Raw genomic sequence first — 24978 nt, forward strand, 5'->3', positions numbered from 1 at the left:
GCACAGCCGTGGACGTCGCACCGCGCACGCGAGCGGCGCGACCCGTCGAGCGGCCACCGATCCCGTGAGCGAGCCTGCCCTCGCCGGACGAGAACCGGACGACAAAGGCGACACCCGCGATGGATGTCGCCTTCGAGAAGCTCACGACCCGACGGCTACCAGCCGCGCTCGGCCAGGCGGTGCGGCTGCGGGATCTCCTCGACGTTGATACCGACCATGGCCTCGCCCAGACCGCGCGAGACCTTGGCGATGACGTCGGGGTCGTCGTAGAACGTGGTGGCCTTGACGATCGCGGCGGCGCGCTGGGCCGGGTTGCCCGACTTGAAGATGCCGGAGCCGACGAACACGCCTTCGGCGCCGAGCTGCATCATCATCGCGGCGTCGGCCGGGGTGGCGATGCCGCCCGCGGTGAACAGCACGACGGGCAGCTTGCCGGTCTTGGCGACCTCGGCCACCAGCTCGTACGGCGCCTGCAGCTCCTTGGCCGCGACGTAGAGCTCGTCCTCCGACAGCGAGGTCAGCCGCCGGATCTCGCCCTTGATCGTGCGCATGTGCGTGACGGCGTTGGAGACGTCGCCGGTGCCCGCCTCGCCCTTGGAGCGGATCATGGCCGCGCCCTCGGTGATGCGGCGCAGCGCCTCGCCCAGGTTGGTGGCGCCACAGACGAAGGGCACGGTGAAGCGCCACTTGTCGATGTGGTTGGCGTAGTCGGCGGGCGTGAGCACCTCCGACTCGTCGATGTAGTCGACGCCGAGCGACATGAGCACCTGCGCCTCGGCGAAGTGGCCGATGCGCGCCTTGGCCATGACGGGGATCGAGACGGCGGCGATGATGCCGTCGATCATGTCGGGGTCGCTCATCCTGGAGACGCCGCCTTGGGCGCGGATGTCGGCGGGCACTCGCTCGAGCGCCATGACGGCGACGGCGCCGGCGTCCTCGGCGATCTTGGCCTGGTCGGGCGTGACGACGTCCATGATGACGCCGCCCTTGAGCATCTCGGCCATGCCGCGCTTCACACGGGCGGTTCCGGTCGCGGCGGTCTCGGTGATTTCGGGCGTGCTGGACACGGTCATCCTCACAAGGCGGGGTGGTAAGTTCTCAAACCCATCGTAGGTCCTGCGGTGTCGCTCTTCCGACCCGCCATCCTGTCAGCGCTTGTCGCGAAGTTTGTGCATCATGGCGTAACCGGCTTCCTGCTGGCCAGCACCACCCAGACCTGGCCGGGCGCGAAGTTCATCGGCTCGCCGGTCTCGGTGGTGAACGTGGTGCCCGACGCCTCGTCCTCGCGCGACCACTTGGCCTTGTAGGCCTTGCCTTCGCGCAGCACGAGGGCCGTGCCCTTGCCTGTGGAGTGCACGAGCGGGGTGTAGCTGCCCATGAAGTCGTGGAACTGCGAACGTTCGGTCTTGGTCCACTGCACGACGATCGTCGGGGCGCCGAGCTGGCCGCCTTCGGCCGCCATGTCCTTCTTGCCGTCCTGCCAGATCAGCCACTGCTTCTCCTCCTCGCTCCAGGCGAAGGTGAAGCGGGCGCCGGGGTACTTCACCGTGGCCGACTTCTTGGCCACGCCGCCGCTCTCGGGCGCCGGACCGAAGGTGAAGCCGATGTCCTTGGCCTTGCTCGCCTTGGGCGCCGCCGCCAGCAGCTTCTTGGTGGTGGCGAACAGGTTGTAGGGCGCGTAGCGGCCCGGCTGGCGGAAGTAGGCGCCGGGCGCCCTGCTGTCGGAGGCGTCGTAGAGCGAGGCCTCGGCGATGAGCGGCAGCATCTTGGTCTGGGCGCCCGAGTAGGCGAAAGCGGGCTTGCCGAACTGCGGCACGATGTGCAGGTCGGAGACGCGGGCACTGCGCACGGGGCCGACCTTGGCCGGAATCTTGGAGGAGAAGATCGCCATCAACCGGGTCAGGCCGGCCTCGACCTGCTCGACGTAGACGATGTCGGCGCTCTTCAGGCCGAGCTGCGGCTTGCCCGCGGCGGTGTTCTCGATCTTCACGGCCAGGACGGGCCTGCGCTTGGCGTCTGGCAGGCCGGTGAAGGGGTGGGTGGGCTCTGCGGTGGGGGTCGGCGAGGCCGTGGCCGCCGCCTGCGGGTCCTTGGTCGGCGCGCCGCTGGCTCCGGACGACGAGCAGGCCGCCACCGGGGTCAGAACGGCCAGCGTCAGGGCGATCATTCCTGGAACCCGCACGCGCAAAACAACTCCTCCGCTTGGCCAAGAAATCGGGAGAAGCTTACCCGCGACCGTCAAATCAGCTTATTCAGGTGCCATGGTCGCAGGCGGGTCATCGTCGATCTCAAAGAAGTCCGGATAGTCAGTATGCCCAGCAAGACGCAACCTTCGTGCGAGCCAGCGCCTTTGTGCGGTGCGTGTCACGCCTACGGCGTTGTTGTAGAAACGCCGTGAGTACACGACCTTGGTCACCGCGGCGTCGAGTTCGTCGAGCAGGTCGGGACCGCCGGGCGCCTCGGCCAGTTTCTCCCTGAACCGCTCCTGGTCGAGTGCGGCCCGCAACGCCCTCGACAGGTCGCTCTCGGCGTGCTCGCGCTCGTCGGGGCCCGCCGTACGGGCCTCGTGCGCGGCGGCGGCCAGCAGCAGGGACGTGGCGGGGTCGAGCAGGCGTGAGCCGGCCAGCTCCAGCACCACCGCCGCCCTGCGCACGAGCGTCACGTCCAGGGCCTCTTTGGCCAGTTCGAGGCGGATGTGCAGCCGGTCGAGCCGGCCCGCACGCCAGGAGATGTAGACGGCCGTCAGCACGACCACCACACCGACGAGCAGAATGATCACCGCACTGCTCACGAGCCGCCCTCCCCGCCGTCCGTCGTCTCGCCGCTCACGAGACGTCCTTCCCGCCGTGTGTCGTCGCGCCGCTCACGAGACGTCCTCCATGACCACGCCGCCCGCCACCGTCTCGTAGACGCGGACGACGTCGCGCGCCACCGTCGACCAGTCGTACTTGCGCACCGCCGCCAGCGCCTCGCGCGACAGCTCGGCCCGCAGCCGCGGATCGGCCAGCAGCCTGCGCGCCTGCTCGGCCAGCGCGGCGGCGTCGCCGTTGCTGAACAGCGCGCCCGCCTGGCCGTCGCCCAGCACCTTGCGGAAGGCCGGGATGTCGCTGGCCAGCACGGGCAGCCCGGCCGACATCGCCTCGGCCAGCACGATGCCGAAGCTCTCGCCGCCGGTGTTGGGCGCGCAGAACACGTCGACCGAGTGATACGCGCGGATCTTGTCCTCTTCGCTGACCATGCCGAGCACCGTCACGCGATCGTGCAGACGCTTGGGCACCTTGTCGTAGACGTCCTTCGCCTCGCCAGGCCCGGCGATGAGCAGCTTCAGCCCCGGCCGCTCGTCGGCCAGCAGGACGAACGCCTCCAGCAGGATCGGCAGGCCCTTGCGGGGTTCGTCCATCCGCCCGAGGAAGCCGATCGTGTCGCCGTCGGGGCCCCAGCCGTCCAGCGGCTCGGCCTCGGTGTAGCGGCTGACCGTGACGCCGTTGGGGATCAGCACGGTGTCGCCGCCGAACTGCTCCACCAGGCTCTTGCGCGCCGCGTCCGACACCGCGATCCTGCCGCTGATCTTCTCGATCGCGCTCTGCAGCATCGGCTCGGCCACCGCGATCGCCCGCGATCGCTTCCACGAGGCGTGGAAGGTCGCCACGATCGGCCCCTGCGCCACCCAGCAGGCCAGCACGCCCAGACTCGGCACCAGCGGCTCGTGGATGTGCAGCACGTCGAAGGCGCCCTCCCGCACCCACCTGCGCACCCGGGCCGCCGACAGGAACCCGAACGACATCCGGGCGATGGACCCGTTGTACGGCACGGGCACGGCACGGCCGGCGCCGGTCACATAGGCGGGCAGTGCGGAGTCGTCGAGGGCGGGTGCGATCACCGAGACCTCGTGCTCCTGCTCGATCAGCGCCTCGGCGAGGTCGCGGATGTGCTGCTGCACGCCCCCGGGCACGTCCCACGAATAGGGGCAGACGATGCCGACTTTCATCGCCGCAGGTCCTCCAGCCACAGCCGTTGCAACATGTGCCAGTCCTCGGGGTGCTCGGCGATGCCCTTCTCGAACACCGACACCAGGCTCTGCGCCACCGTGGCGATCCGCTCCCGGCGCTCACCCTCCTGCGGCACCACGATCTCCTCGTGGATGCGCAGGCCCCAGTCCTCGCCCTCGAACCACATGATCGCGGGCAGCAGGGCGGCCCCGGTCTGTACGGCCAGCAGCGGCGGGCCGGCGGGGACCTTGGTCCTGGCGCCGAAGAAGTCCACCTCGATGCCGGAGCTGGTCAGGTCGCGCTCGGCGGGCAGGGCGACGACGCCGCCTCGCCGTACGGTCTGGGCCAGGGTGCCGAAGTTGTGGCCGTCGCCGCCGGTCAGCGGGAGCACGGTCATGCCGAGGTCCTCGCGGAAGCGCTTGTAGGCCAGGTACAGCGACTCGGGCTTGAGCCGTTCGGCCACCGTGGTGAACGGCGCGCCCTTGCCGGTCAGCCAGGCGCCCGACTGGTCCCAGTTGCCCATGTGCGGCAGGGCCAGCACCACACCGCGCCCGGCGGCCAGGTTGTCGAAGATGTGCTCCTCGCCGCTGACGTGGGTACGGGCGACGACCTCGGCCCTCGGCATGCTGCGCAGCCGGAAGACCTCGTGGAAGTAACGCATGTAGGAGCGCATGCCCGCCCGGCTGAGCTCGCGCATCTCCTGGCTGTCGGGGTCGAGCCCGGTCACCCTGGCCAGGTTGTGCTCAAGGCGGCGGACCGAGGGGCCGCGCTTGCGCCACGAGCGGTCGGCCACCATGCGGAACGCCCCGGCCGTGAGGCCGTGCGGCAGCTTCGGGACGAGCTTCCACCCGGCGGCGAAGCCGGTGGCGACCAGCCGGTCCTGCAGCGAGGTCATCGCGCTCCCTGAGTCTGCTCGTAGACGTGCGCCACACGCTGCACCACGGTGATCGTGCTCGCCAGGGCCAGCACCCACATGCCGAGCGGCAGGATGTAGGGCACGCCGAGGCCGCTGATGCCCGCCGCGACCAGCCCGATGACCAGCCGCTCCGGCCGCTCGGCCAGGCCGACGTCGCAGGTCAGGCCGAGCCCTTCGGCCCTGGCCTTGGCGTAGGAGACCACCGCGCCGGTGATCAGGCAGTACAGGGTGACGACGGCCATCAGCGTGTCGCCGACACCGGTGAAGTAGAACAGCAGCCCGGCGAAGATCGCGGCGTCGGCCACCCGGTCGAGCGTGGAGTCGAGGAAGGCGCCCCAAGGGCTGCCCGCTCCCCCGCCGAGCCTGGCCACGACACCGTCGAGCAGGTCGAACAGCACGAAGAAGGTGATCACCAGCGTGCCGCCGAACAGGACGCCGCGCGGGAAGAACCACAGCGCGGCGGCGATCGTGCCGAGCGTGCCGATGGCGGTGACGGTGTTGGGGCCGATCCCCAGGCGGACGAGTGCCCTGCCGATGGGGGTCAGTATCCGGGTCATGGCGGGGCGAAGGAGTTTGAGCATGGCGGTCCGATCGTAGGCCACCGGCGGCACATGCTCACCTTCAACGTGCCGTGACTTCTTTGGCCGCTTCCTCTTGTGATATTCGCCACACGGGTATTTGGTGAACACACCGCGTCCTTGCGGTAAAACCCCGCGGGCGCGGCGCCGGGACTCACCCGACCCCGAACGACGACGCGCGGGAGGCGATGTGGCTGACAAGCACACTATGGGAGCCGCGGGCAGGGCACCAGCGGCCGACAGTGCGGACACGATACGCAATGTCGCACTGGTCGGCCATTCAGGAGCGGGAAAGACGACGCTGGTCGAACATCTCCTGGCCGCGACCGGCGCCATCCAGCGCACGGGCCGGGTCGAGGACGGCACCACCACCACCGACTTCGACGAGGTCGAGGTACGCCAGCAACGCTCGGTCAACCTCACCCCCGCCCCCACGGTGCACAACGGCATCAAGATCAACCTTCTGGACACGCCGGGCTATGCCGACTTCGTCGGCGACCTGCGGGCCGGGCTGCGCGCCGCCGACGCCGCCCTGTTCGTGGTCTCGGCGACCGACGGCGTCGACGGCCTGACGCAGATGCTCTGGGAGGAGTGCGCACTCGTCGGCATGCCGCGAGCCGTCGTGATCACCAAGATCGACCACCAGCGCGCCGAGTACGACGAGGTACTCGCCACCTGCCAGGAGGTGTTCGGCGACGGCGTGGCGCCCCTCTACCTGCCCGTCGTCACCAACGGGCACGTCGCGGGCCTGATCGGGCTGCTGACCCGCAAGTTCTACAACTACGCCACGGGCGCCAGGCTGGAGAAGGAGCCGGGCGCCGAGTACGAGGCGCAGATCGAGGAGCACCGGGGCGTGCTCATCGAGGGCATCATCCAGGAGAGCGAGGACGAATCGCTCATGGAGCGCTACCTGGAGGGCGAGGAGCTCGACGCCAAGGCGCTCATCGACGACCTGGAGAAGGCCGTCGAGCACGGCACGTTCTTCCCCGTCCTGTGCACCGGTATGAACGTCGGCGCCGTCGAGGTGCTCGAACTCATCACCCAGGGCTTCCCCTCGCCCCGCGCGCACCCGCTGCCCGAGATCACCACCATCGACGGCAGGGCCGCGCCGGGCATCGGCTGCGACGCCGAGGGCCCGCTCGTCGCCGAGGTGGTCAAGACGACCAGCGACCCGTACGTCGGCAGGATCAGCCTGGTGCGCGTCTTCTCCGGCACCCTGCGCCCCGACATGACCGTGCACGTCTCGGGGCACGGCCTGGCCGAGCGCGGGCACGAGGACCACGACGTCGACGAGCGCATCGGCGCGCTCAGCTCGCCGCTGGGCAAACAGCAGCGCACGGTGGCCAAGGCCGTGGCCGGTGACATCGTCGCCGTGGCCAAGCTGTCGCGCGCCGAGACCGGCGACACGCTGTCTGAGGTGGAGCGCCCGCTGCTGATGCAGCCGTGGACGATGCCCGAGCCGTTGCTGCCGGTCGCCATCAGGGCCAGGTCGAAGGCCGACGAGGACAAGCTCTCGCAGGCCCTGTCCCGCCTGGTCGCCGAGGACCCGACCCTGCGCCTGGAGAACAACGCCGAGACCAGGCAGCTGGTGCTGTGGTGCATGGGCGAGGCGCACAGCGACGTCCTGCTCGACCGCCTGGCCAAACGGCACGGCGTCGAGGTCGAACGCGTCACGCTGCGGGTGCCGCTGCGCGAGACGTTCGGCGGCAGGTGCCAGGCCATGGGCCGCAACGTCAAGCAGACGGGCGGGCACGGCCAGTTCGCCATCTGCCATCTGGAGGTCGAGCCGCTGCCGTCGGGCGCCGGTTTCGAGTTCGTCGACCGGATCGTCGGCGGCGTGGTGCCCAGGCAGTTCATCCCTTCGGTGGAGAAGGGCGTGCGGGCGCAGATGGAGAGGGGCGTCACCGCCGGGTACCCGATGGTCGACGTCAGGGTCACCCTCTACGACGGCAAGGCGCACTCAGTCGACTCCTCCGACATGGCCTTCCAGATCGCCGGCCAGCTCGCGCTCAAGGAGGCGGCGGCCAAGATCCCGACCCTGCTGCTCGAACCCGTCGACGAGCTGTCGGTGCTGGTGGCCGACGACTTCGTCGGGCCGGTGATGTCGGACCTGTCCTCGCGCAGGGGACGTGTGCTCGGCACCGAGCCCGTGGGCACCGGCCGGACGCTGGTCAGGGCGGAGGTGCCCGAGCTCGAGATCACCAGGTACGCCATCGATCTGCGGTCGATGTCGCACGGCACCGGCACCTTCCAGCGCGCCTTCCTGCGTTACGAACCGCTGCCGCAACATCTGGCGGAGAAGCTGACGGCATCGGCGTGAGCCCGGTGTGAGTTCGGTGTGAGGCTGACGTGAGCTCGGGTGGGGGGCCGGCACGCCCCGGTTCCCCACCCGTCACATCCGTCTCGTTCATCACACGTACATCACGAATCGATTTCTTTTTTTCGACCAAAGCACCTCAGGGGCGATGCCAGACTGAGGAACCATGCGAACCGGACGTCCTCTCCTCGCCGCAGCCGCCCTCGCCGTGGTCTCCACGGGCGCCGCCTACCTTCTGGGCAACGGCGCCCCGGAGGCCAAGTCGGCGACCTCCTCGACCGCGAAGGCGCGCAAGGCGGCCACCGAGCAGACCACGACCGCCGCCGCCTGCGAGACCGACCCGCGCTACCCCAAGCGGCAGCTGCGCGGCGTGTGGATCGCCACCGTCAAGAACATCGACTGGCCCTCGCGCACCGGGCTGAGCGTCGCCAAGCAGAAGGCCGAGTACGTCAAGATCCTCGACAGTGCCGTCAAGCGCAGGCTCAACGCGGTCTTCGTCCAGGTACGCCCGGCCTCCGACGCGCTGTACAAGTCGTCGCTCGAGCCCTGGTCGGCCTTCCTGACCGGCACGGCGGGCAAGGACCCCGGCTACGACCCGCTGACCTTCCTGGTCGCCGAGGCGCACAAGCGCGGCCTGGAGTTCCACGCCTGGTTCAACCCCTACCGCGCCGCCTACGACACGCGTACCTCGACGCTTCCCGCGAGCCACCCGGCGCGCGTGCATCCCGACTGGACGGTCAAGTACGGCGACCGCCTCTACTACAACCCGGGCCTGCCCGCGGTGCGCGAGCACGTCACCAAGGTCATCAAGGATGTCGTCGGCCGCTACGACATCGACGGCGTGCACTTCGACGACTACTTCTACCCCTACCCGGTCAGCGGCGCGACGTTCGACGACAGCGCCGCCTTCGCCAAGCACCGTTCGGGCATGAAGCTCGCCGACTGGCGCCGCGACAACATCAACAAGCTCATCCGCCAGGTCGACGACGCCGTGCACACGCTCAAGCCGCATGTGAAGTTCGGCATCAGCCCGTTCGGCATCTGGCGCAACAAGGGCCAGGACCCCGCCGGCTCGGCGACGGCGGGCATGTCGGCCTACGACGACATCTACGCCGACGCCAAGGCCTGGATCAAGGCGGGCTCGGTCGACTACGTGATGCCGCAGCTGTACTGGCCGCGCGGTCTGAAGGTCGCCGACTACAAGGTGCTGGCCCCCTGGTGGGCCAAGGCCGTCAAGGGCACGGGCGTCGACCTCTACATCGGCCAGGCGCTCTACCGCGTGGGCACGACCGACACACCCGCCTGGACCAAGGCGGGCGAGCTGCCCGCGCACCTGACGCTCAACCGCAAGCATCCGCAGATCACCGGCGATGTCTACTTCAGCGCCAAGCAGCTGCTCAGCAATCCGCTCGGCGTGATGGACCTGCTGGTCAAGGAGCACTACAGCCGTCCGGCGCTGATGCCGCTGATCAAGGAGCGCGGCGGCGCGGCCCCGGCGGCGCCCACGGCGGTCAAGGCGGCCGGCACCGCCGTCACCTGGACCGCCTCGCCCGGCGCGCGTTCCTACGCCGTCTACAAGGTCCCGGCCGACGGCCAGACCTGCGAGCAGAGCGACGCGCGCAACCTGATCGGCGTCGTCGGCACGCCGGGCTTCACGGCGCCGTCGGCGGGCTCCTACCTCGTCACCGCACTCGACCGGCTGCACAACGAGAGCAAGCCGGTCAAGGCGGTGGTCCGGTAAATAACCCCATAGCTTGGCCGGAAAAGCGGGAAATCATATGCTGGCCCTCGTGAAGGTCAACTCCGTGGACTGGCACGACCCCTCGGCACAGACGTTGCGCGAGGCCATGGACGCCGAACTGGGCGCCCGCTACGCCGACAAGATCACCAAGCTGCCCGAAGGCATGTCCGTGGAGCCGGACACCGTCGTGTACACAGGTGTCGCCTACACCGGCGAGGGCGAGCCCGTCGGGCACATCGCACTGCGCAGGCACGAGGGCGAGATCGAGCTCAAGCGCATGTACGTCACGCCGCGACAGCGCGGCAACGGCGTCGCCAGGGCCCTGCTCGCCGCCGCCGAGGAAGCCGGTCGCGAGCTCGGCATACGGCGGATCATCCTGCAGACCGGCGACAGACAGCCCGACGCCGTGCGGATGTACACACGCGAGGGCTATCGGCCGATACCCGTCTATCCGCCCTACCACCTTCTCGAAGGCAGTTTCTGCTTCGAGAAGGTCTTCCCCGGCGAGTAGTCGCATCCGGTGGACCCGAAGGCCGATCTTCCCCTACGGTGCCTGCGACGAGGCTCGACGCGGGAGGTCAAGGGTGAGAAGAACACTGGTCGCACCGGCTGTCACAGCCGGTGCGATCATGCTGTCGCTGGTGGTCCTGCTCATGACATCGGGCGGCGCCCTGGCCTCACCCCAGCAGGCACAGGCTGAGGCACAGCAGGCGCAGGGCGGCAGAGTGGCCCTCATCGGTGTGCCCGGCCTCCAGTGGTCGGACGTGAGCGCCGAGGCCACGCCCAACCTGTGGGAGCTGGCGGGCCACAGTGCGATCGGCTCGCTGTCGGTGCGCACGGTCGGCGGCGTCACCTGCCCCTACGACGGCTGGCTGACGGTCTCGACCGGCAGCAGGGCGGCCGTTGGCTACCGCTGCGGCGCGCCGCCCTTGCCCCAGGCGCGTGGTGAGGGCGCGTTCATCCCCACCTACGACTACCTGCACAAGGTCGCCGAACAGAAGCACGCCGGGCTGCTCGGCGAGACGCTCAAGGCGGCGGGCGAGTGCGGGCTGGCCGTAGGGCCCGGCGCGGTGCTGGCGCTGGCCGACCGCTCGGGCGAGGTGGCGCACTACGCGAGCTCGCCCCTTCAGGTGCGGGCCGACACCGCGACCCGCTGCCGGGTGATCGCACTCGATGTCGACGACCTGGTCAGGCCGTACCTCGACGACGACGACAAGCTGGCGCGCGTGCCCGAGGCGCTGGAGCCCGCGCAGCGGGCCGCGGCGCTCAGGCTCGCCGACGCCAAGGCCGGGGCGCTGCTGGCCGTGCTTCCCGCCGACACGACCGTACTGGTGGCCGGGCTCGGCGACCACGGGTCGGTGCCGCACCTGCGGGTGGCGATGATGCGCACGCCCGAACCCGCCGACGGGCAGGGCAGGGCGCTCGGCTCGGCCTCGACCAGGCGTGCCGACATCACGATCCTGCCCGACCTGACGGCCACCGTACTGGCGGGCGTCGGGCTGGCGATCCCCGACGCGGTGATCGGCGTCCCGGCGAAGGCGGAAGGCGCCGCGAGCGCGGCCGGGCTCGCCGCCGACGACGAGGCCACCCAGACCGTGCGCGCGGTCAAGGGGATCTACTTCTCCGCCGTGGCCGTGCTCCAGGTCGCCTTCTACCTCGTGGCCTTCCTGCTGCTGCGCAGGCGCAAGGGGCTGGCCGGGGTGCGGGTGGCGGCGGTGACGCTGGCGGCGATCCCGGTCTCCAGCTACCTGGTCAACCTGCTGCCCTGGTCGACGGTGCCGCAGCTGGTCGGCGGCGTGCTCGGCTGCACGGCGGCGATCGCACTCGTGGCGTTCGCCGGGCCGTGGCGGCGCGCTCCGCTCGGGCCGCTGCTGGTCGTCTCGGGCGTCACCGCGCTCACCCTGGCCGCCGATCTGCTGACCGGGACGACACTGCAGCTCGGCAGCGTGATGGGGTACACGCCCGAGGTCGGGGCGCGCTACTACGGGCTCGGCAACATCCCGTTCGCGCTGCTGGCGACCGGCACGCTGCTGAGCGCCACCGTGATCGCCCACCGTTTTCCCGGCAGGATCGGCGTGACGGCCGTGGCGGTGCTCGGCACGTTCGCGATGGTGCTGGGCGGGTCCGGCATGGGCAGCGACTTCGGCGGTGTGATCGCATTCGTGCCCGGGATCGCGGTGACCGCACTGCTGCTGCTCGGGCGGCGGGTGTCGCTGGTGAAGCTGGGGCTGTTCTGCGCGGTCGGCGGTGTGGTCGTGATGGGCTTCGCGATCCAGAACTACCTGCGCCCGCCGTCGGAGCAGTCGCATCTGGGCAGGTTCGTCGGGCAGATCGTCACCGGCGAGGCCCTCGACGTGATCGGCCGCAAGCTCGGCGCGATGCTGGGCACCCTGCTCAGCCCCAACCTCATGCCGATCGTCATCGTGTCGGCCGCCTTCCTCGTCTACGCGATCATGCGGCCGGGCCAGGCGACGGCCGGGGTCCTGCCCGCCGCCTTCGGCCACTCCCCCGCGCTGCGGGCCGGGCTGATCGGCACGCTGGTCAGCGGCGTGGTGGGCATGCTGGTCAACGACTCGGGCGCGGCCGTGCTTTCGATGGCGCTGGCCCTGGCGATCCCCCTGGTGCTGTCAGCCGGGATCGCCGCTTTGCCCAATGGCGCGACACAGCCGCAGGAGCCGGTCAGGCCACTGGTCAACACCTGAGGGCGGCCTCGGGTCGGGCTTCCTTCCAGGCGTCGGCCAGCATCGGGGCGGGCCGTCGGGTCAGGCTCATGACGATCACGCTACGCAGCACCCGGCCGGCTGCGGAGCCCGACACGCGAACGACGTGTCCAAGAACCTGTTCGGTAGAGCCTGCCCGCCGCGGCCGCCGGTGAGTACGTCTGGCACTGCTCCCTGTCGCTGCACCCCGACGAGCCCGCCCTGCCCGACGAGACGTGGGCCGCGATCGCCGCGGACATGGTGGCGGCGATGGGATCCGACGCCACCTCCGGCAAGGCGTCCTGCCGGTGGGCGGCCGTCCACCACGGCCCGTCCGGGGGCGGCCGCGACCACATCCACCTGGTGGTCAGCCTCATCCGCGATAACGGCACCCTGGCCTCCGACTGGCGCGGCCGTACCAAGGCCGGCCGCGCCTGCGCCCAGGCCGAAGCCCGCTACGGGCCGCCTACGGTGGAGGGGCGGCCGGGCGGCGGGATGCCCGGCCTGACCCGCGCCGAGATCGAGCGCGCCGCCCGCACCGGCGCCGTCGAGCCCGACCGCACCCGCCTGGCCCGGCTGGTCCGCGGCTGCGCGAGCGCCGCGGCCGAGTTCGGGTGCCGCCTGTCCGCCGCCGGGATCTTGGTGCGTACCCGCGCCGCCGGGCACGCCGCTGGTGCGGTCCTCGGCTACAGCGTCGCCGTCCGCCCGTCTGGTACGGCGGCGCCGCTCTTGGGCGCGATCTGGGTCTGGGCCGTCTGCGCTGGCGCTGGCAGGGCGCGGCCGCCACCTCCATCGCAGACCGGTCGGGCCCGGCATGGGGGCTGACCGGGCCCGCCGGGAGGGAAACGCTGACCTACCTCGGGACCGGGTGGGCGCGGGCCGCCGCCGCGGTGGCCGGTGTTCGTGAGCGCCTGGCCGCGGTCCCCGCCGCCGAAACGTCGCCGAAACGTCGCCGACAAACCTCCCGCACGCACGCCAGCCCATCTAACGTCCACCCGAATCACCCCAAACAGCACAAACAGCCCCTTTCCGAGAACCAAGCTGCCTCGAATGCCGTCGCGCACCTCTCCGGGTCAAGTTCCTTCGCTCCCCGGCATACCGGCAGAACAACGCGGGCGATCACCGGGCAATGGCCTGAGCAGCCGGCCCCACCGGCCCGGACGACTGGGTCAAGGCTCAGGCCATCGCGGCTGGCCTCCTACGGCTGACGGTGGTGGCCGGGGCGATGGGAGGCGAGCGTGGATCGCGAAGGGTGATCGAGGCGTTCGACGTGCCGCAGACGGGTGAGGACCGGGTGTGCGGAGAGGGGTTGGTCTTCGCCGCCAGGGCGGGCGTAGGGTCGCGTCTCTAGGTTCGATCGTGGAAGGCGGTCCCTGGTGCCGATTGAATCGTCGCTCGTCGGGCGAGAGGCCGAACTTCGCGACCTGATGGAGCTGCTGGAGGGCACCAAGCAGGGCTGCGGTGGGGCGCTCGTGCTGAGTGGCACGGCCGGGGTCGGTAAGTCGGCGCTGCTGGAGGCCGCCACGGCCGAGGCTGCGATCGGCGGTGCACGCGTGCTTGCGGTGACCGGCGTGCCCGTCGAGGGGCAGGTCCCCTATGAGGGGCTGCGCAGGCTGCTGGCCGGGACCGATCTCGCGCCCGGTGACCTCGACGGTGGGCCGTTGCGCTCTGCGGTGTCCGTGCTGCACCGGTTGTCGGCGCTGGCGGGCCGGTCGCCCGTGGTGCTCTGCGTCGAGGACGCGCACTGGCTGGATGAGCCCAGCTGGGAGGCGCTCGCGTTCGTCGGCCGCCGGTTGCGCGCCGACCCGATCGTGCTGCTGGCGTCCTCACGCGATGACGACACCGCCTCGCTGGCCAGGCTCACCGCCTCGGGGCTGCCCCTGCTGGGTGTGTCACCGTTGAGCGAGCAGGCGGCGGCCCGGCTGCTGGAGGCGGCCGCTCCCGCTTTGAGTATCGGGTTGCGCGCCCGCGTGCTGGCCGAGGCCGAAGGCAACCCGCTGGCGCTGCTGGAGTTCGCCGCGCAGGCCGCCCGGCACGGCCAGGACATGCTCACCTCCAGCAGGCTGCCGCTGACCGAGAGGCTGGAGCGCGCCTTCGCCCGCGACCTCGCCGCGCTATCCGCCGACACCAGGGCCCTGGTGCTGGTGGCCGCCGTCAACGAGGACGAGGGGATCGAGGAGAACCGGCGAGCCGCGTCCCTGCTGGCGGGTGTGCCCGTCGACGCCACCGCGCTGGCCCCCGCGACTCGGGCGGGCCTGGTCGTGGCCGACGGGGTGCGCGTCAGGTTCCGGCACCCGCTGATCAGGTCGGCGATCGCCCAGGCGGCCGGGGCCGACCTGCTGCGCCAGGCCCACGCCGCGCTCGCCGCCTGCCTGCCTGCTGATGACAGTCGCAGGATCTGGCATCGGGCAGCCGCCACGACCTCCTATGACGACGAGGTCGCCACCGGGCTGGCAACCGCTGCGCTGCACGCTGAGAGCAAGGGGGCGCCGGGGCGTGCGATGGAGGCGCTGGAGCGCGCCGCCTACCTCAGCACCGACCCGGTCCGCCGCGGCGCGCGGCTGGTCGACGCCGCCATCATGGCCTTCGACCTCGGTGACCGGGCCGCCCTGGAACGGCTGGTCGGCCGCGCGCAGGATGCCGATCTCGCCCTGGTGGACCGCTCAAGGCTCACCTATTTCCGCGACATCGCCCTGAACTACGTGTGGACCGGCGTGGATCGGATGTCCGATCTCGCTGAGTTCCTGGATGAGATGCGCGCTCGTGACGGATCGGCGCTCGCGCTGCGCTGGCTGGCCGGGATCAGCATGCGCTGGTTCTTCTCCAACCCCGCACCGCACAGCCGCGCGCCCGTGCTCGACGCGATCGAACGGCTGAGCGTGCCCCAGGACGACCCGCAGATCGTCTCCTCCCTGGCCACGATCGCGCCCGTCGAGCGCGGCCGGCAGGTGCTGGCCCGGCTTGAGGCGCTGAGCACGGCCAGCTGGATCAGCGCGCGTAACCTGGAGCTGCTGGGTATGGCGGCCAACTCCGTCGGCGCGTTCCCCCTGGGCGCACGCCTGTATGCGGAGGCGGTCGCGGGGATGCGGCTGCGAGGCCCGTTCGGGTCGCTGGCGCAAGCGCTGGTCGGGCAGGCGACCTCGGCGGCCCGGCTTGGCGACACCCGGCTCGGGAGCGTGCTCGCCGCTGAGGCCAGGGAGCTGGCACTGGAGACCAGGCAGCCGCAATGGGTGGTCACCGTGGACGCCGTCGCCGCCGAGATCCACGCGCTGCGCGGCGCCACCGACATGGCGCGCGACCTCGCCGCGCAGGCCGAAGGGGCGTTCCTGTCCACGGGCGCCCACCCGATGCTCGCCCTGGTGCAGCTCGCCCGAGGGGCCGCGGACCTGGCCGATGGGAACTTCGGCGCGGCCTGGGAGGCGTTGCGCCCCGTCTTCACCCCCAGCGAGGTCAGCTACAACCAGAACATGCGGGCCTGGGCGCTGCCGCACCTGGCCGAGGCGGCGCTGCTGGGCGGACGCCAGGCCGAACTACGTGCGCTCACCGCCGAGCTCGCCCCGATGCTGCAGGAGAGCGGGGCGCCGGTCGGGCAGATCGCGCTCGCCTACATCGAGGCCGTCACCGCGCCTGAGCAGGACGCCGAGGAGCTGTTCGCCCGCGCGCTCGATGACGATCTGGTCGGCTGGCCGTTCGAACGAGCCCGGCTCCGGCACGCGTGGGGGGCGTGGTTGCGTCGCCGGCGGCGCGCCTCCGAGGCCAGGGCTCCGCTGCGCGCGGCGGCCGAGGCGTTCGACGCGCTCGGCGCGGTGCCCTGGGCCGAGCGGGCGCTGCGGGAGTTGCGTGCCAGCGGCGAGCGGATCCGCCGCAGGCACGACGCCCGCGACCGGCTCACCGCCCAGGAACTCCAGATCGCCCAACTCGTCGCCGACGGGCTGAGCAACCGCGACATCGGCCAGCGGCTGTTCGTCTCACCCCGTACGGTCAGCACGCACCTGTCGCGCATCTTTCCCAAGCTCGGCATCACCACCCGTGGTGAGCTGAGTCATCTCATGGCCGCCCGGCAGGGCGATTACATCATTTGACGTACGCGAGCCGAGTGGCCTGATTCCTAGCGTGGGGGGTGTTTCCCTCCCCTCTACGAAGGAGTGACATGATCCGCAACATCGTGCTCGTCCATGGTGGGTTCGTCGATGGCTCCGGCTGGCAGGCCGTCTACGACCTGCTGGTGGCCGACGGCTTCCGGGTGTCGGTCGTGCAGAACCCGACGCTGTCGCTGGCCGGTGACGTCGCCGCCACCCACCAGGTCCTCGACGCGCTCGACGGATTGGCCGTGCTGGTCGGCCACTCCTACGGCGGGGTGGTCATCAGCGAGGCCGGCACCCACCCGAACGTGGCGGCGCTGGCCTACATCGCCGCGTTCGCCCCCGACAAGGGCGAGTCGGTCAACTCGCTCATCGCCGACCCTCCGCCAGGGGCGCCGGTCCCGCCGATCCTGCCCCCGGTCAACGGGTTCCTCCTGCTGGACCGAGACAAGTTCGCCGCCTCCTTCGCCGGCGACCTGCCCGCCGACCAAGCGGCGTTCATGGCCGACTCCCAGGTGCCCTGGGGCGTGGACGCGCTGGGCGGGACGGTCACCGAACCCGCCTGGCGGGCCAAGCCGGCCTGGTACCTGGTGGCCACCGACGACCGGATGATCCCACCGCCCGCCCAGTACGCCATGGCCCAGCGCGCGGGAGCCAGCGTCGCCGAGACACCGGGCAGCCACTCGCTCTACCTGTCGCAGCCGGCTGCGGTCGCCGACCTCATCCGCCAGGCCGCCGCCTGAGCCAGGGGCTGCGCCGGTCGCTGCTCTTTGATTCTTCCCGTCCCGGGCGGCGCCTGGTGCCGCCCGGGCGACTGCTCTGGTTGGGGCCCCGGCCTTCGCGATCAGCGCGTCATCGCCGCCGATACGCCCCTGCAGGCCGCCGACGGCACCGGCGGCCGGTTCGGGATCAGCGACATCGTCAGCACCGACGACAGCGATCCGGTACGGCGGGGCGAAGCCGAACGGCGGGTGGGCTGCCCGGCCGGAACGCAGCCGGTGGGCGGGTACCGGCGGCTGCTCCAGGAGGCCGGTTTCGTCGGCCTGTCGGTCGAGCTCACCGCCGAGCACGGCGGCGGGGTGTACTCGGCCATCGTGCGGGCGTCCAAGCCGAAGGCCCCTCCCGGCATGCTGATCCGCCCCATGAGCGAGCAGGACGCCGATCAGGTGCTGGCCATCCACCAGGCCGGACTCGACACCGGCAACGCCGGCTTCGAGACCACGGCGCCGACCTGGCCTGCCTTCAGCGACGGCCAGGTCTTGCGCTACGTCGCCGAGGACACCGCGACCGGCCAGGTGCCCGCCGGGGTGGCCGCCTCGCCCGTCTCCAGCCGGAGCGTCCATGCCGGAGTGGTCGAGCACGGCCTCTGCGTCCATCCCGGCTGCCAGGCGCACGGGATCGGCCGTGCGCTGATGACGGCGTTCATCGCGGCCGACGAGGATGCCGGGGTGTGGACGATCCAGTGCGGGATCTTCCCGGAGAACGCGGCCAGCCTGTGCCTGCACCAGGCTCTGGGTTTTCGTCTGGTCGGTACCCGGGAGCGGATCGAGCGGTACCTCGGTCGCCGGCGGGATGTGCTCGTGCTGGAGCGGCGCAGCTTCGTCACCGGGACCTGACCCGCCTGCCCGGTGGTGGGGGCGGGCCGACGATGAGCGGGGCATGGCCCTTCCCACAGCGCGCGGATCTCACGGCCTGGTGCCCAACCGATGCGGTGAACTTACGAGAGGGGCCGCGGCGCCCGACCTCGGATGAAGACGACAAGGATCAGGCCGACGGCGATGATGACCAGGTTGAAGGGCGCGGCCAGCGAGAGCAGGGCATTGTGCGCGGCATCGGCGGCGGCCTCATCGACACCGCCGCTGGCCAGGATGAGCGTGGGGTCGGTCAGGCCGTGCAGCACGATCGCCACCCACAGGCTCCTGGTCACCCGCATTGTCAGGTACATGCACAGGCCGAAGGCGAAGGTGTACAGCAGCGTGACCGCGACCGTCGTGGGCGTCATGCCGCTGAGCAGGTTGACGCTGTGGAGTAGTGCGAAGACCAGCGAGGACAGCGCGGCCACGGCCCATTCCGAGTATCCGGCGTCCCGCAGCATCTTGACCGCGATGCCGCGGGTGAGCACTTCCTCGACGAAGCCGATCAGCAGCCCGGTGGCGAACAAGAGCGCCACGACGGCGATGCCGTATCTGCCGTAGTCGATGCCGAACAGTCGCAGCATGATCGGGATGGCGACGACCAGGGGAGCTAGCCACATCCACCAGGAGCCCTCGACAGGCTGGCGGCCGAAGAGCGCGGGAAACCAGCCTGCGGCACTCAGAAAGACGATCAGAGCCACCGCGCCGACCGCGAGCGGGACGGTGAGACCGAAGAACACGCCTCCGGCGCTGCTGAGCAGGCCGCCTTCGATGGACGAAGCGCCCAATTGTCCGGAGATCCAGCCCGCGCCGAGATAGATCGCCATGTAGAGCAGGATCACGGGCAGCAGGCGGATCAGCCCGCCGGGCCGGAGAAGGGCTTGGAGACCATTCATCTGGGCTCTCTCATGGATTCCAGTCACGATCGTCCAATCACCGGGTTGAGGTTGTCGGCGACCTGATCATCGCCCGATTCATGTCCGTTTCTACACCCAAAGCGAGTATTTGGCTCGTTGATCAGATCGTCGGCGTCTGAAACGGCCTCTTGTCTCGAAGGTGACGCCGGGCCGTCAACCGGCGTAGAGAAGCCGGACCTCCAACGTATGATTTCGAGGGGGTCCGGGCCTGGCGGCCCATGTTGCCGATGCGATCACACGCGCAGCTCGCCACCGTACGGGAGCGGCAGGGCGTCGTTGACACGCGGCGTGCGGCCGGGCCCCTCCTCTCCTGCTCGCGCCGCCGGGCGCACGCCGAGCCGAGCGCATCCCCAAACGGCGCGGCGGCTACGCCGGGCCAGGTCCGTGAGGTGAGGGCCTACCCCGGGCTGAAGATCCAGCGCTCATTCGCCTCCCCCCTGCGCGGTGTGGCGGCCGATGCCGCGCACGTCATGGCACCTCTGTCCGCGCGCGTCCACCATGCCCCGGCCCAGGTGGGCCTGTTGAGCCCGGCCGATGGATCGACCCCCATCTGATTTGACAGATCTCTAATCAGGAGAGCAGGATGACTACTACTTCGACAAACTTCTAAACAGGGGGTGCGGGATGCGCGCTCTGCTGGAGCGCCTCGCCCGGATCCGTCACGCCGAGCCGGGACGGGGATCACTTTCGACGAGTCCCGCGACCTGGTCTGCGAGACCGCCTGCCGCGCGAACGCAACCGTGGAACGCGTCCGCACCTGCGCCCTCTCCTTCCGCTGCCCCCATCCCCCTCCGTCCTCAAGGAGCCTCATCATGAGCGACAGTTGCTGTGACACCACCGTTTCCCTCGATCTTGAGCAGCCTGTCACCGCCGTCACGGCTACGGCTCTGCCGGTCGTCGTCATCGGCGCGGGGCCGGTCGGCCTGGCCGCCGCCGCCCATCTGGCCGAACGTGGCCAGGACTTCCTCGTCCTCGAAGCCGGCGAGCAGGTGGCCGCCTCGGTCGCGCAGTGGGGTCACGTCCGCGTCTTCAGCCCGTGGCGGTTCAACCTCGACGCCGCCGCCCAGCGTGTGCTCGAAGCCGACGGCTGGAGCGCGCCCGACGCTGACTGGCTGCCCACCGGCGCCGAACTCATCAGCGACTACCTGGCCCCGCTGGCCAAGTTGTTCGGCGACCGCGTCCGCCTCGGCGCTCGCGTGAGTGCGATCAGCCGCCTCGGCTACGACCGCGTGCGCACCAACGGCCGGGCCGACATGCCCTTCCTCATCCGCCTCGACGGCGGCGAGGAACTCCAGGCCCGCGCGGTCATAGACGCCTCCGGCTCCTACACCACCCCGAACGTCCTCGGCGCGAGCGGCCTGCCCGCCCACGGCGAAGAGGCCGCCGAGATCGACCACGCCCTGCCCGACGTCCTCGGCGCCGACCGCGACCGCTACGAGGGTAAGCGCGTCCTGGTCGTCGGCGCGGGCCACTCCGCCGCCACCACCCTGCTCGCCCTGGCCGAGCTCTCCACCGACACCCGCATCACCTGGGCCATCCGCGCCGGTGGCGCAGTCCGTACCTACGGCGGTGGGGCCGCCGACGCCCTGCCGGCCCGCGGTGCGCTCGGCACGCGGCTGCGCGCCCACGTCCAGGAAGGCCGGATCGAGCTGGTGACCGGCTTCTACGTCCACCGCATCGAGGGCGACACCGTGATCAGCCGCGCCCCGTCCGGCCACGAACAGGCCGTCGTCGCCGACCGGGTCATCAGCGCCACCGGCTACCGCCCCGACCACACCATCGCCTCCGAGCTGCGCCTCGACCTCGACCCGATCCTCGGCTCCACCCGTGCCCTGGCCCCGCTCGTCGACCCGAACCAGCACTCCTGCGGCACCGTCCCCGGCCACGGCGTGGACGAGCTCACCCACCCCGAGCCCGGCTACTACGCCGTCGGCGTCAAGTCCTACGGCAGAGCGCCCACGTTCCTCATGGCCACCGGGTACGAGCAGGTCCGTTCCGTCGTCGCCGCCCTCGCCGGCGACTGGGAGTCCGCCCGCGAAACCCACCTCGACCTGCCCGAGACCGGCGTCTGTTCCTCCAGCCTGGCCGAGGCCCAAGAGCAGCGGGTCGGCCTGGCCACCGGTATCAGCGGCGGCCTGCTTTCGGCTCCGCTCCCGCTCGCCCCCCTCTCCGCCTCCGCCGAAGGCGGCTGCTGCGGCTGACCACACTTCGTCCCGCCCGAGCACGGAGTCGTTCCCCGAGAAGGAAGCACGGACATGTCCGACGGCCACCCCACCGCCGCGCAGAAGCAAGCGTTGCGCCTGGTGAGCGACCACGCCGGAGTGGGCACCGATCGCTGTCCGGGCGGGCCCGCGTGAGCTCCGGTCCTGCGACCGCCGTACCCGACCCGCGGGGCGGCGGTCCGCCGCACTCGTTGTACGAAGCCGCCTTCGCCGTCGTCGTCGCCTGGTACGACGGCGACGCCCGAGGTCGCGCGGGCGCCATCCTCGCTCTCACCGTCGTCGCAGGGTTCGCCTCCTCGATCTTCATCCCGCTCACCGGCCTGCTCGTCGACGCCTACGGCTGGCGCCACGCCCCGCTGGTCCTCGGCCTCGGCTACGGCCTGGCGGCCGTCCCGCTGCACGCCCTGGTCATCCGCAGCCGCCCGGCCGCCTCCCGCGCCCGCGAAGCGGCCGCAGAACGAGCCGACCTGGTCGAGGCGGCGGTGCGGAGGCGTCCGTTCTGGCTACTGGTGCCCGCCTTCACCGCCAACGGCGGCGCGGTCGCCACCGTGATCTTCGCCCTGCAGGGCGTCGCCGCGCTGCTGCTGCCCGCCTTCGGCTCGACGGCGGGCGGGGCGATCGGCTGCGTGCTGCTGTTCGGCCTCGGCTTCGGCATCGCCTCCACCACCCTGCCACACCTGCTCATCCAGCGGTACGGCACCGCCGCCTACACCACCCTGTCGGGCCGGATCGCCGTCTTCTCCGTCGCCGACAAGGCTCTGGCCCCGCTCGGGGCGCTCGCCCTGGCCCAGGTGGCCGGCCATACCTGGGTGATGAGCGCGGTGGCCGTGCTCAGCGCCGTCGCCGCCTTGGCCCTGGTCGCCTACCACCGCCTATGATTTGAGGAATGTCGAATCAAGGAGGCCGGGATGACCGCCGTGACGATCCAGTGCTGCGCGCCGATCGCGCGCGAGTCGCTGTCGGAGCACGACGCGGCCGGCCTCGCGGTGCTGCTCAAGGCGGTCGCCGACCCGGTGCGGCTGCGGCTGCTGTCGATGATCGGCTCGCATGCGGGCGGCGAGGCGTGCGTGTGCGACCTGACCGGCGCCTTCGACCTGAGCGCGCCCACGATCTCCCACCACCTGAAGATCCTGCGCACCGCCGGGCTCATCGACGGCGAACGCCGCGGCACCTGGGTCTACTACCGCATCATCCCCGAGGCGGTGAACAGGCTCGGCGCCCTGTTCGCCCCCCTGGCCGAAGACCCCGGCCGCCTCGACGTGGTGGCCGCCGATCTGGGGCCCTCCCGCGATTGACGATGTACCAGGCGTTGTTGAGCTTGGTCCTCCACAGCAACGCCAGCGTGAGCACGGCGATCGCGGCGGTGAGCGGGTCGACGATCGCGTCGGCGCCCAGTTCGAAGGACACGCCCGCCATCAGAGCCAGGGCCGCGGCGTTCAACCCGTCCAGCAGCGCCGAGGTCCAGTCGCTGGAGCGCAGCTTGTCGGTGAGCCGGGTGAGCAGCCCGACGAAGACGAACGACGGCAGGAAGATGGCGATGGTCGCCAGGAGCGCGCCGATCGGGCCGGCGATGAGGTGTCCGATGAAGGTGGCGGTGGTGAAGACCGGGCCGGGAGTGACCTGACCGATGGAGACGGCGTCGATGAGCTGCTGGTCGGTGATCCAGCCCAGCCGGTCGGCGAAGTCGCCGCGCAGGAAGGCCAGCAGCACGTAGCCGCTGCCGTACAGCACCGAGCCGATCTTGAGCATGGTCAGGAACAGCTGGTGAGCTCGCCGCCACCCGGGCCGGGCAGGATCGGAGCGGTCATACCCAGCAGAGGAAGGCTCAGCAAACCGTGGTGCCCGCCGCGCAGCGGCCGCGATCACGGCACCGGCGGCGAGCACCAGCAGCTCGTTGACGCCCAGCAGACAGGCGCCCAGAGCGGCGACGGCCAGGACGCCCAGCCACACATTCTTGATCACGGTCGGCAGCAGGCCGAAGGATGAAGCACACGCCCGCGACCAGGAGTCCTTTGCGGCCGGCGCGGTCGTGACCGAGGTGGATGGCCAGTTCGGTGGAGTTGGGGCCGGGAATGAGGTTGGTGGCGCCCATCAGGTCGACGAAGCGCTGGTCTGAGACCCAGCCGCGGCGGCGCACCAGTTCGTCGCGCATCATCGCGGTGTGCGCGGCGGGGCCGCCGAAGGCGATCGTGCCCAGCTTCAGAAACAGCAGGGCCACCTCGCGCGCCGATCCGCCTCGCTGCCGGAAGGAGGACCGGTCCGGCGGTTGCCCGGCGGGGTCGTGATGAGCGTCCACCAAGTCCTCACAAGTATTGCGGGCGGGCTTCGGGTGGCCTGAAGGGGTGTCGTTCGCGGCCTGGCGGACCGATCGTCGCGGCCGAATGCCGGTCGCTGCCGGGCAGGCTCAACCCAGCAACTCGGCCATCAGCTTCTCCACGCGGGCCCTGATCTCCTCACGGATCGCGCGTACGGCCTCGATGCCCTGCCCGGCGGGGTCGTCGAGCTTCCAGTCCTCATACCGCTTGCCGGGGAAGATCGGGCAGGCGTCGCCGCATCCCATGGTGATCACCACGTCGCAGGCCTGGACGGCGTCCGCGGTGAGGACCTTCGGCTGGGCGGCGCCGAGGTCGACGCCGGCCTCGGCCATCGCCTCGACGGTGACCGGGTTGATCGCCTCGGCGGGTTCGGACCCGGCCGAGCGCACCTCGATCCGGTCACCGGCCAGATGGGTGAGCCAGCCAGCGGCCATCTGGGAGCGCCCGGCGTTGTGGACGCAGACGAACAGGACGCTCGGCTTACTGCTGGACATGGGTGAGCTCCTTGCTGAACAGGCGCCGGCCCCACAGGCTGACGTAGACCAGGGCGACCAGGACGGGCACCTCGATGAGCGGGCCGACCACCCCGGCCAGCGCCTGCCCCGAGGTGACACCGAACACGCCGACGGCGACGGCGATGGCGAGTTCGAAGTTGTTGCCCGCCGCGGTGAACGCCAGGGTCGTGGTCTTGCCGTAGCTCAGGCCGATCGCTCGTCCGGCCAGGAACGCGCCGCCCCACATGAGAAGGAAGTAGACCAGCAGCGGCAACGCGATCCGCGCGACGTCGAGCGGCCGCTCGCTGATCGTCTGCCCTTGCAGGGCGAATAGGATCACGACCGTGAACAGCAGCCCGTACAGGGCGATCGGCCCGATCTTCGGCAGGAACCGCTGCTCGTACCAGTCCCGCCCCCTGGCGCGTTCGCCGAGTCGGCGGGAGGTGTGCCCGGCGGCGAGCGGGATGCCGAGGAAGACCAGCACGTAGAAGGCGATGTCCCAGGCCGAGACCGCCAGTGTTTCCTGGGGCAGGCCAAGCCAGCCGGGCAGCAGGTCGAGGTAGAACCAGCCGAGCACCCCGAACGCGAGTACCTGGAAAACCGAGTTCAGGGCGACCAGGACGGCGGCGGCCTCCCGGTCGCCGCAGGCCAGGTCGTTCCAGATGAGGACCATGGCGATGCACCGGGCCAGCCCGACGATGATCAGCCCGGTGCGGTACTCCGGCAGGTCGGGCAGCAGCAGCCAGGCCAGGGCGAACATCAGCGCCGGTCCGAGCACCCAGTTCAGGACCAGCGACGACAGCAGCATGCGCCGGTCGCCGGTGACGGTGCCGAGACGGTCGTAGCGGACCTTGGCCAGCACCGGGTACATCATCAGCAACAACCCGAGGGCGATCGGCAACGAGATCTGCCCGATCTTCACCGCCTCCAAAGCCGTGTCCAGGCCAGGCAGCAGCCGCCCGAGCAGCAGCCCTGCGGCCATCCCCAGGCCGATCCACACCGGCAGGAATCGATCCAGGATGGACAGGCCCGCGACGACCCCGGAGCGAGAAGACGTGACGCGCGGCCCCATGC

22 protein-coding genes and 1 pseudogene are annotated in these 24978 nt (G+C 70.8%); 12 read left to right on the top strand and 11 right to left on the bottom strand.

The window, feature by feature from the left end:
- Window positions 1–155: 155 nt before the first annotated feature.
- The 6 genes from pdxS to pgsA form a co-directional block, all read right to left on the bottom strand.
- Window positions 156–1073, bottom strand: coding sequence for a pyridoxal 5'-phosphate synthase lyase subunit PdxS (gene pdxS, locus ACTWNK_RS27945; RefSeq protein WP_474307518.1), 918 nt, complete (start codon window positions 1071–1073; stop codon window positions 156–158).
- A 101-nt stretch (window positions 1074–1174) separates the two neighbouring features.
- Window positions 1175–2182 (bottom strand): DUF3048 domain-containing protein, encoded by a 1008-nt coding sequence (locus tag ACTWNK_RS27950; protein WP_474307519.1) that lies wholly within the window; start codon window positions 2180–2182, stop codon window positions 1175–1177.
- A 66-nt stretch (window positions 2183–2248) separates the two neighbouring features.
- Window positions 2249–2791 (bottom strand): hypothetical protein, encoded by a 543-nt coding sequence (locus tag ACTWNK_RS27955; protein ID WP_474307520.1) that lies wholly within the window; start codon window positions 2789–2791, stop codon window positions 2249–2251.
- A gap of 72 nt (window positions 2792–2863) precedes the next feature.
- Window positions 2864–3988 carry a glycosyltransferase family 4 protein gene (locus ACTWNK_RS27960; protein WP_474307521.1) on the bottom strand — a complete coding sequence of 375 codons (1125 nt, stop codon included), beginning with the start codon at window positions 3986–3988 and terminating at the stop codon, window positions 2864–2866.
- Window positions 3985–4884, bottom strand: coding sequence for a phosphatidylinositol mannoside acyltransferase (locus ACTWNK_RS27965; protein ID WP_474307522.1), 900 nt, complete (start codon window positions 4882–4884; stop codon window positions 3985–3987). The genes ACTWNK_RS27960 and ACTWNK_RS27965 overlap by 4 nt, the downstream gene beginning before the upstream one ends.
- Window positions 4881–5486 carry a phosphatidylinositol phosphate synthase gene (gene pgsA / locus ACTWNK_RS27970; RefSeq protein WP_474311008.1) on the bottom strand — a complete coding sequence of 202 codons (606 nt, stop codon included), beginning with the start codon at window positions 5484–5486 and terminating at the stop codon, window positions 4881–4883. Before pgsA ends, ACTWNK_RS27965 begins: the two co-directional genes overlap by 4 nt.
- A 205-nt stretch (window positions 5487–5691) precedes the next feature.
- Between pgsA and ACTWNK_RS27975 the strand changes: the two genes are divergently transcribed.
- The 8 genes from ACTWNK_RS27975 (at window position 5692) to ACTWNK_RS28010 (ending at window position 17938) form a co-directional block, all read left to right on the top strand.
- Window positions 5692–7803: an elongation factor G-like protein EF-G2 gene (locus ACTWNK_RS27975; protein ID WP_474311009.1), complete on the top strand. Its 2112-nt coding sequence runs from the start codon at window positions 5692–5694 to the stop codon at window positions 7801–7803.
- A 163-nt stretch (window positions 7804–7966) separates the two neighbouring features.
- Window positions 7967–9541 carry a glycoside hydrolase family 10-like protein gene (locus ACTWNK_RS27980; protein ID WP_474307523.1) on the top strand — a complete coding sequence of 525 codons (1575 nt, stop codon included), beginning with the start codon at window positions 7967–7969 and terminating at the stop codon, window positions 9539–9541.
- Window positions 9542–9590: 49 nt separating this feature from the next.
- Window positions 9591–10052, top strand: coding sequence for a GNAT family N-acetyltransferase (locus ACTWNK_RS27985; RefSeq protein WP_474307524.1), 462 nt, complete (start codon window positions 9591–9593; stop codon window positions 10050–10052).
- 73 nt (window positions 10053–10125) lie between these two features.
- Window positions 10126–12243, top strand: coding sequence for a hypothetical protein (locus ACTWNK_RS27990; protein ID WP_474307525.1), 2118 nt, complete (start codon window positions 10126–10128; stop codon window positions 12241–12243).
- Between the two features lie 150 nt (window positions 12244–12393).
- Window positions 12394–13065: a relaxase/mobilization nuclease domain-containing protein gene (locus ACTWNK_RS27995; protein ID WP_474311010.1), complete on the top strand. Its 672-nt coding sequence runs from the start codon at window positions 12394–12396 to the stop codon at window positions 13063–13065.
- A 551-nt stretch (window positions 13066–13616) separates the two neighbouring features.
- Complete coding sequence (locus ACTWNK_RS28000; RefSeq protein WP_474307526.1) at window positions 13617–16322, top strand: ATP-binding protein; 2706 nt, start codon at window positions 13617–13619, stop codon at window positions 16320–16322.
- 68 nt (window positions 16323–16390) lie between these two features.
- Window positions 16391–17065: an alpha/beta fold hydrolase gene (locus ACTWNK_RS28005; protein ID WP_474307527.1), complete on the top strand. Its 675-nt coding sequence runs from the start codon at window positions 16391–16393 to the stop codon at window positions 17063–17065.
- Window positions 17066–17092: 27 nt separating this feature from the next.
- Complete coding sequence (locus ACTWNK_RS28010) at window positions 17093–17938, top strand: N-acetyltransferase family protein (protein ID WP_474307528.1); 846 nt, start codon at window positions 17093–17095, stop codon at window positions 17936–17938.
- A gap of 101 nt (window positions 17939–18039) precedes the next feature.
- On the opposite strand, the gene ACTWNK_RS28015 is transcribed toward ACTWNK_RS28010, so the two are convergent.
- Window positions 18040–18852 carry a lysostaphin resistance A-like protein gene (locus tag ACTWNK_RS28015; protein WP_474307529.1) on the bottom strand — a complete coding sequence of 271 codons (813 nt, stop codon included), beginning with the start codon at window positions 18850–18852 and terminating at the stop codon, window positions 18040–18042.
- Window positions 18853–19685: 833 nt separating this feature from the next.
- On the opposite strand from ACTWNK_RS28015, the gene ACTWNK_RS28020 reads away from it, so the two are divergent.
- The 3 genes from ACTWNK_RS28020 to ACTWNK_RS28030 all read left to right on the top strand — a co-directional run bounded on the left by ACTWNK_RS28020 (window position 19686) and on the right by ACTWNK_RS28030 (window position 22390).
- Window positions 19686–21074 carry an FAD-dependent oxidoreductase gene (locus ACTWNK_RS28020; RefSeq protein ID WP_474307530.1) on the top strand — a complete coding sequence of 463 codons (1389 nt, stop codon included), beginning with the start codon at window positions 19686–19688 and terminating at the stop codon, window positions 21072–21074.
- A 152-nt stretch (window positions 21075–21226) separates the two neighbouring features.
- Window positions 21227–21973, top strand: a complete 747-nt coding sequence (locus ACTWNK_RS28025) for an MFS transporter (protein WP_474307531.1) — start codon at window positions 21227–21229, stop codon at window positions 21971–21973.
- Window positions 21974–22003: 30 nt separating this feature from the next.
- Window positions 22004–22390 (top strand): metalloregulator ArsR/SmtB family transcription factor, encoded by a 387-nt coding sequence (locus tag ACTWNK_RS28030; RefSeq protein ID WP_474307532.1) that lies wholly within the window; start codon window positions 22004–22006, stop codon window positions 22388–22390.
- Here ACTWNK_RS28030 and ACTWNK_RS28035 read toward each other — a convergent pair.
- Complete coding sequence (locus ACTWNK_RS28035; RefSeq protein ID WP_474307533.1) at window positions 22284–23057, bottom strand: chromate transporter; 774 nt, start codon at window positions 23055–23057, stop codon at window positions 22284–22286. The two genes, ACTWNK_RS28030 and ACTWNK_RS28035, sit on opposite strands and share 107 nt — an antisense overlap.
- On the opposite strand from ACTWNK_RS28035, the gene ACTWNK_RS28040 reads away from it, so the two are divergent.
- Window positions 23050–23211: a hypothetical protein gene (locus ACTWNK_RS28040; protein ID WP_474311162.1), complete on the top strand. Its 162-nt coding sequence runs from the start codon at window positions 23050–23052 to the stop codon at window positions 23209–23211. The genes ACTWNK_RS28035 and ACTWNK_RS28040 overlap by 8 nt on opposite strands.
- Here the strand turns inward: ACTWNK_RS28040 and ACTWNK_RS28045 are convergent.
- The 3 genes and pseudogenes from ACTWNK_RS28045 to arsB form a co-directional block, all read right to left on the bottom strand.
- A pseudogene (locus tag ACTWNK_RS28045) lies at window positions 23134–23391 on the bottom strand (chromate transporter); the annotation flags it as partial. The gene ACTWNK_RS28040 and the pseudogene ACTWNK_RS28045 sit on opposite strands and share 78 nt — an antisense overlap.
- Window positions 23392–23499: 108 nt before the next feature.
- Complete coding sequence (locus tag ACTWNK_RS28050) at window positions 23500–23904, bottom strand: arsenate reductase ArsC (protein WP_474307534.1); 405 nt, start codon at window positions 23902–23904, stop codon at window positions 23500–23502.
- Window positions 23891–24976, bottom strand: coding sequence for an ACR3 family arsenite efflux transporter (gene arsB, locus ACTWNK_RS28055; protein ID WP_474307535.1), 1086 nt, complete (start codon window positions 24974–24976; stop codon window positions 23891–23893). Before arsB ends, ACTWNK_RS28050 begins: the two co-directional genes overlap by 14 nt.
- Window positions 24977–24978: the final 2 nt, after the last annotated feature.

The sequence above is a fragment of the Nonomuraea sp. IBHARD001 genome, from assembly GCF_056106265.1.

Bases quoted from the DNA above. Each gene is read 5' to 3' on its own strand.
- pdxS (WP_474307518.1), bottom strand. From the start codon at position 1,073: ATGACCGTGTCCAGCACGCCCGAAATCACCGAGACCGCCGCGACCGGA.
- ACTWNK_RS27960 (WP_474307521.1), bottom strand. From the start codon at position 3,988: ATGAAAGTCGGCATCGTCTGCCCCTATTCGTGGGACGTGCCCGGGGGC.
- ACTWNK_RS27965 (WP_474307522.1), bottom strand. From the start codon at position 4,884: ATGACCTCGCTGCAGGACCGGCTGGTCGCCACCGGCTTCGCCGCCGGG.
- pgsA (WP_474311008.1), bottom strand. From the start codon at position 5,486: ATGCTCAAACTCCTTCGCCCCGCCATGACCCGGATACTGACCCCCATC.
- ACTWNK_RS27975 (WP_474311009.1), top strand. From the start codon at position 5,692: ATGGGAGCCGCGGGCAGGGCACCAGCGGCCGACAGTGCGGACACGATA.
- ACTWNK_RS27980 (WP_474307523.1), top strand. From the start codon at position 7,967: ATGCGAACCGGACGTCCTCTCCTCGCCGCAGCCGCCCTCGCCGTGGTC.
- ACTWNK_RS28005 (WP_474307527.1), top strand. From the start codon at position 16,391: ATGATCCGCAACATCGTGCTCGTCCATGGTGGGTTCGTCGATGGCTCC.
- ACTWNK_RS28015 (WP_474307529.1), bottom strand. From the start codon at position 18,852: ATGAATGGTCTCCAAGCCCTTCTCCGGCCCGGCGGGCTGATCCGCCTG.
- ACTWNK_RS28020 (WP_474307530.1), top strand. From the start codon at position 19,686: ATGAGCGACAGTTGCTGTGACACCACCGTTTCCCTCGATCTTGAGCAG.
- ACTWNK_RS28030 (WP_474307532.1), top strand. From the start codon at position 22,004: ATGACCGCCGTGACGATCCAGTGCTGCGCGCCGATCGCGCGCGAGTCG.
- ACTWNK_RS28050 (WP_474307534.1), bottom strand. From the start codon at position 23,904: ATGTCCAGCAGTAAGCCGAGCGTCCTGTTCGTCTGCGTCCACAACGCC.
- arsB (WP_474307535.1), bottom strand. From the start codon at position 24,976: ATGGGGCCGCGCGTCACGTCTTCTCGCTCCGGGGTCGTCGCGGGCCTG.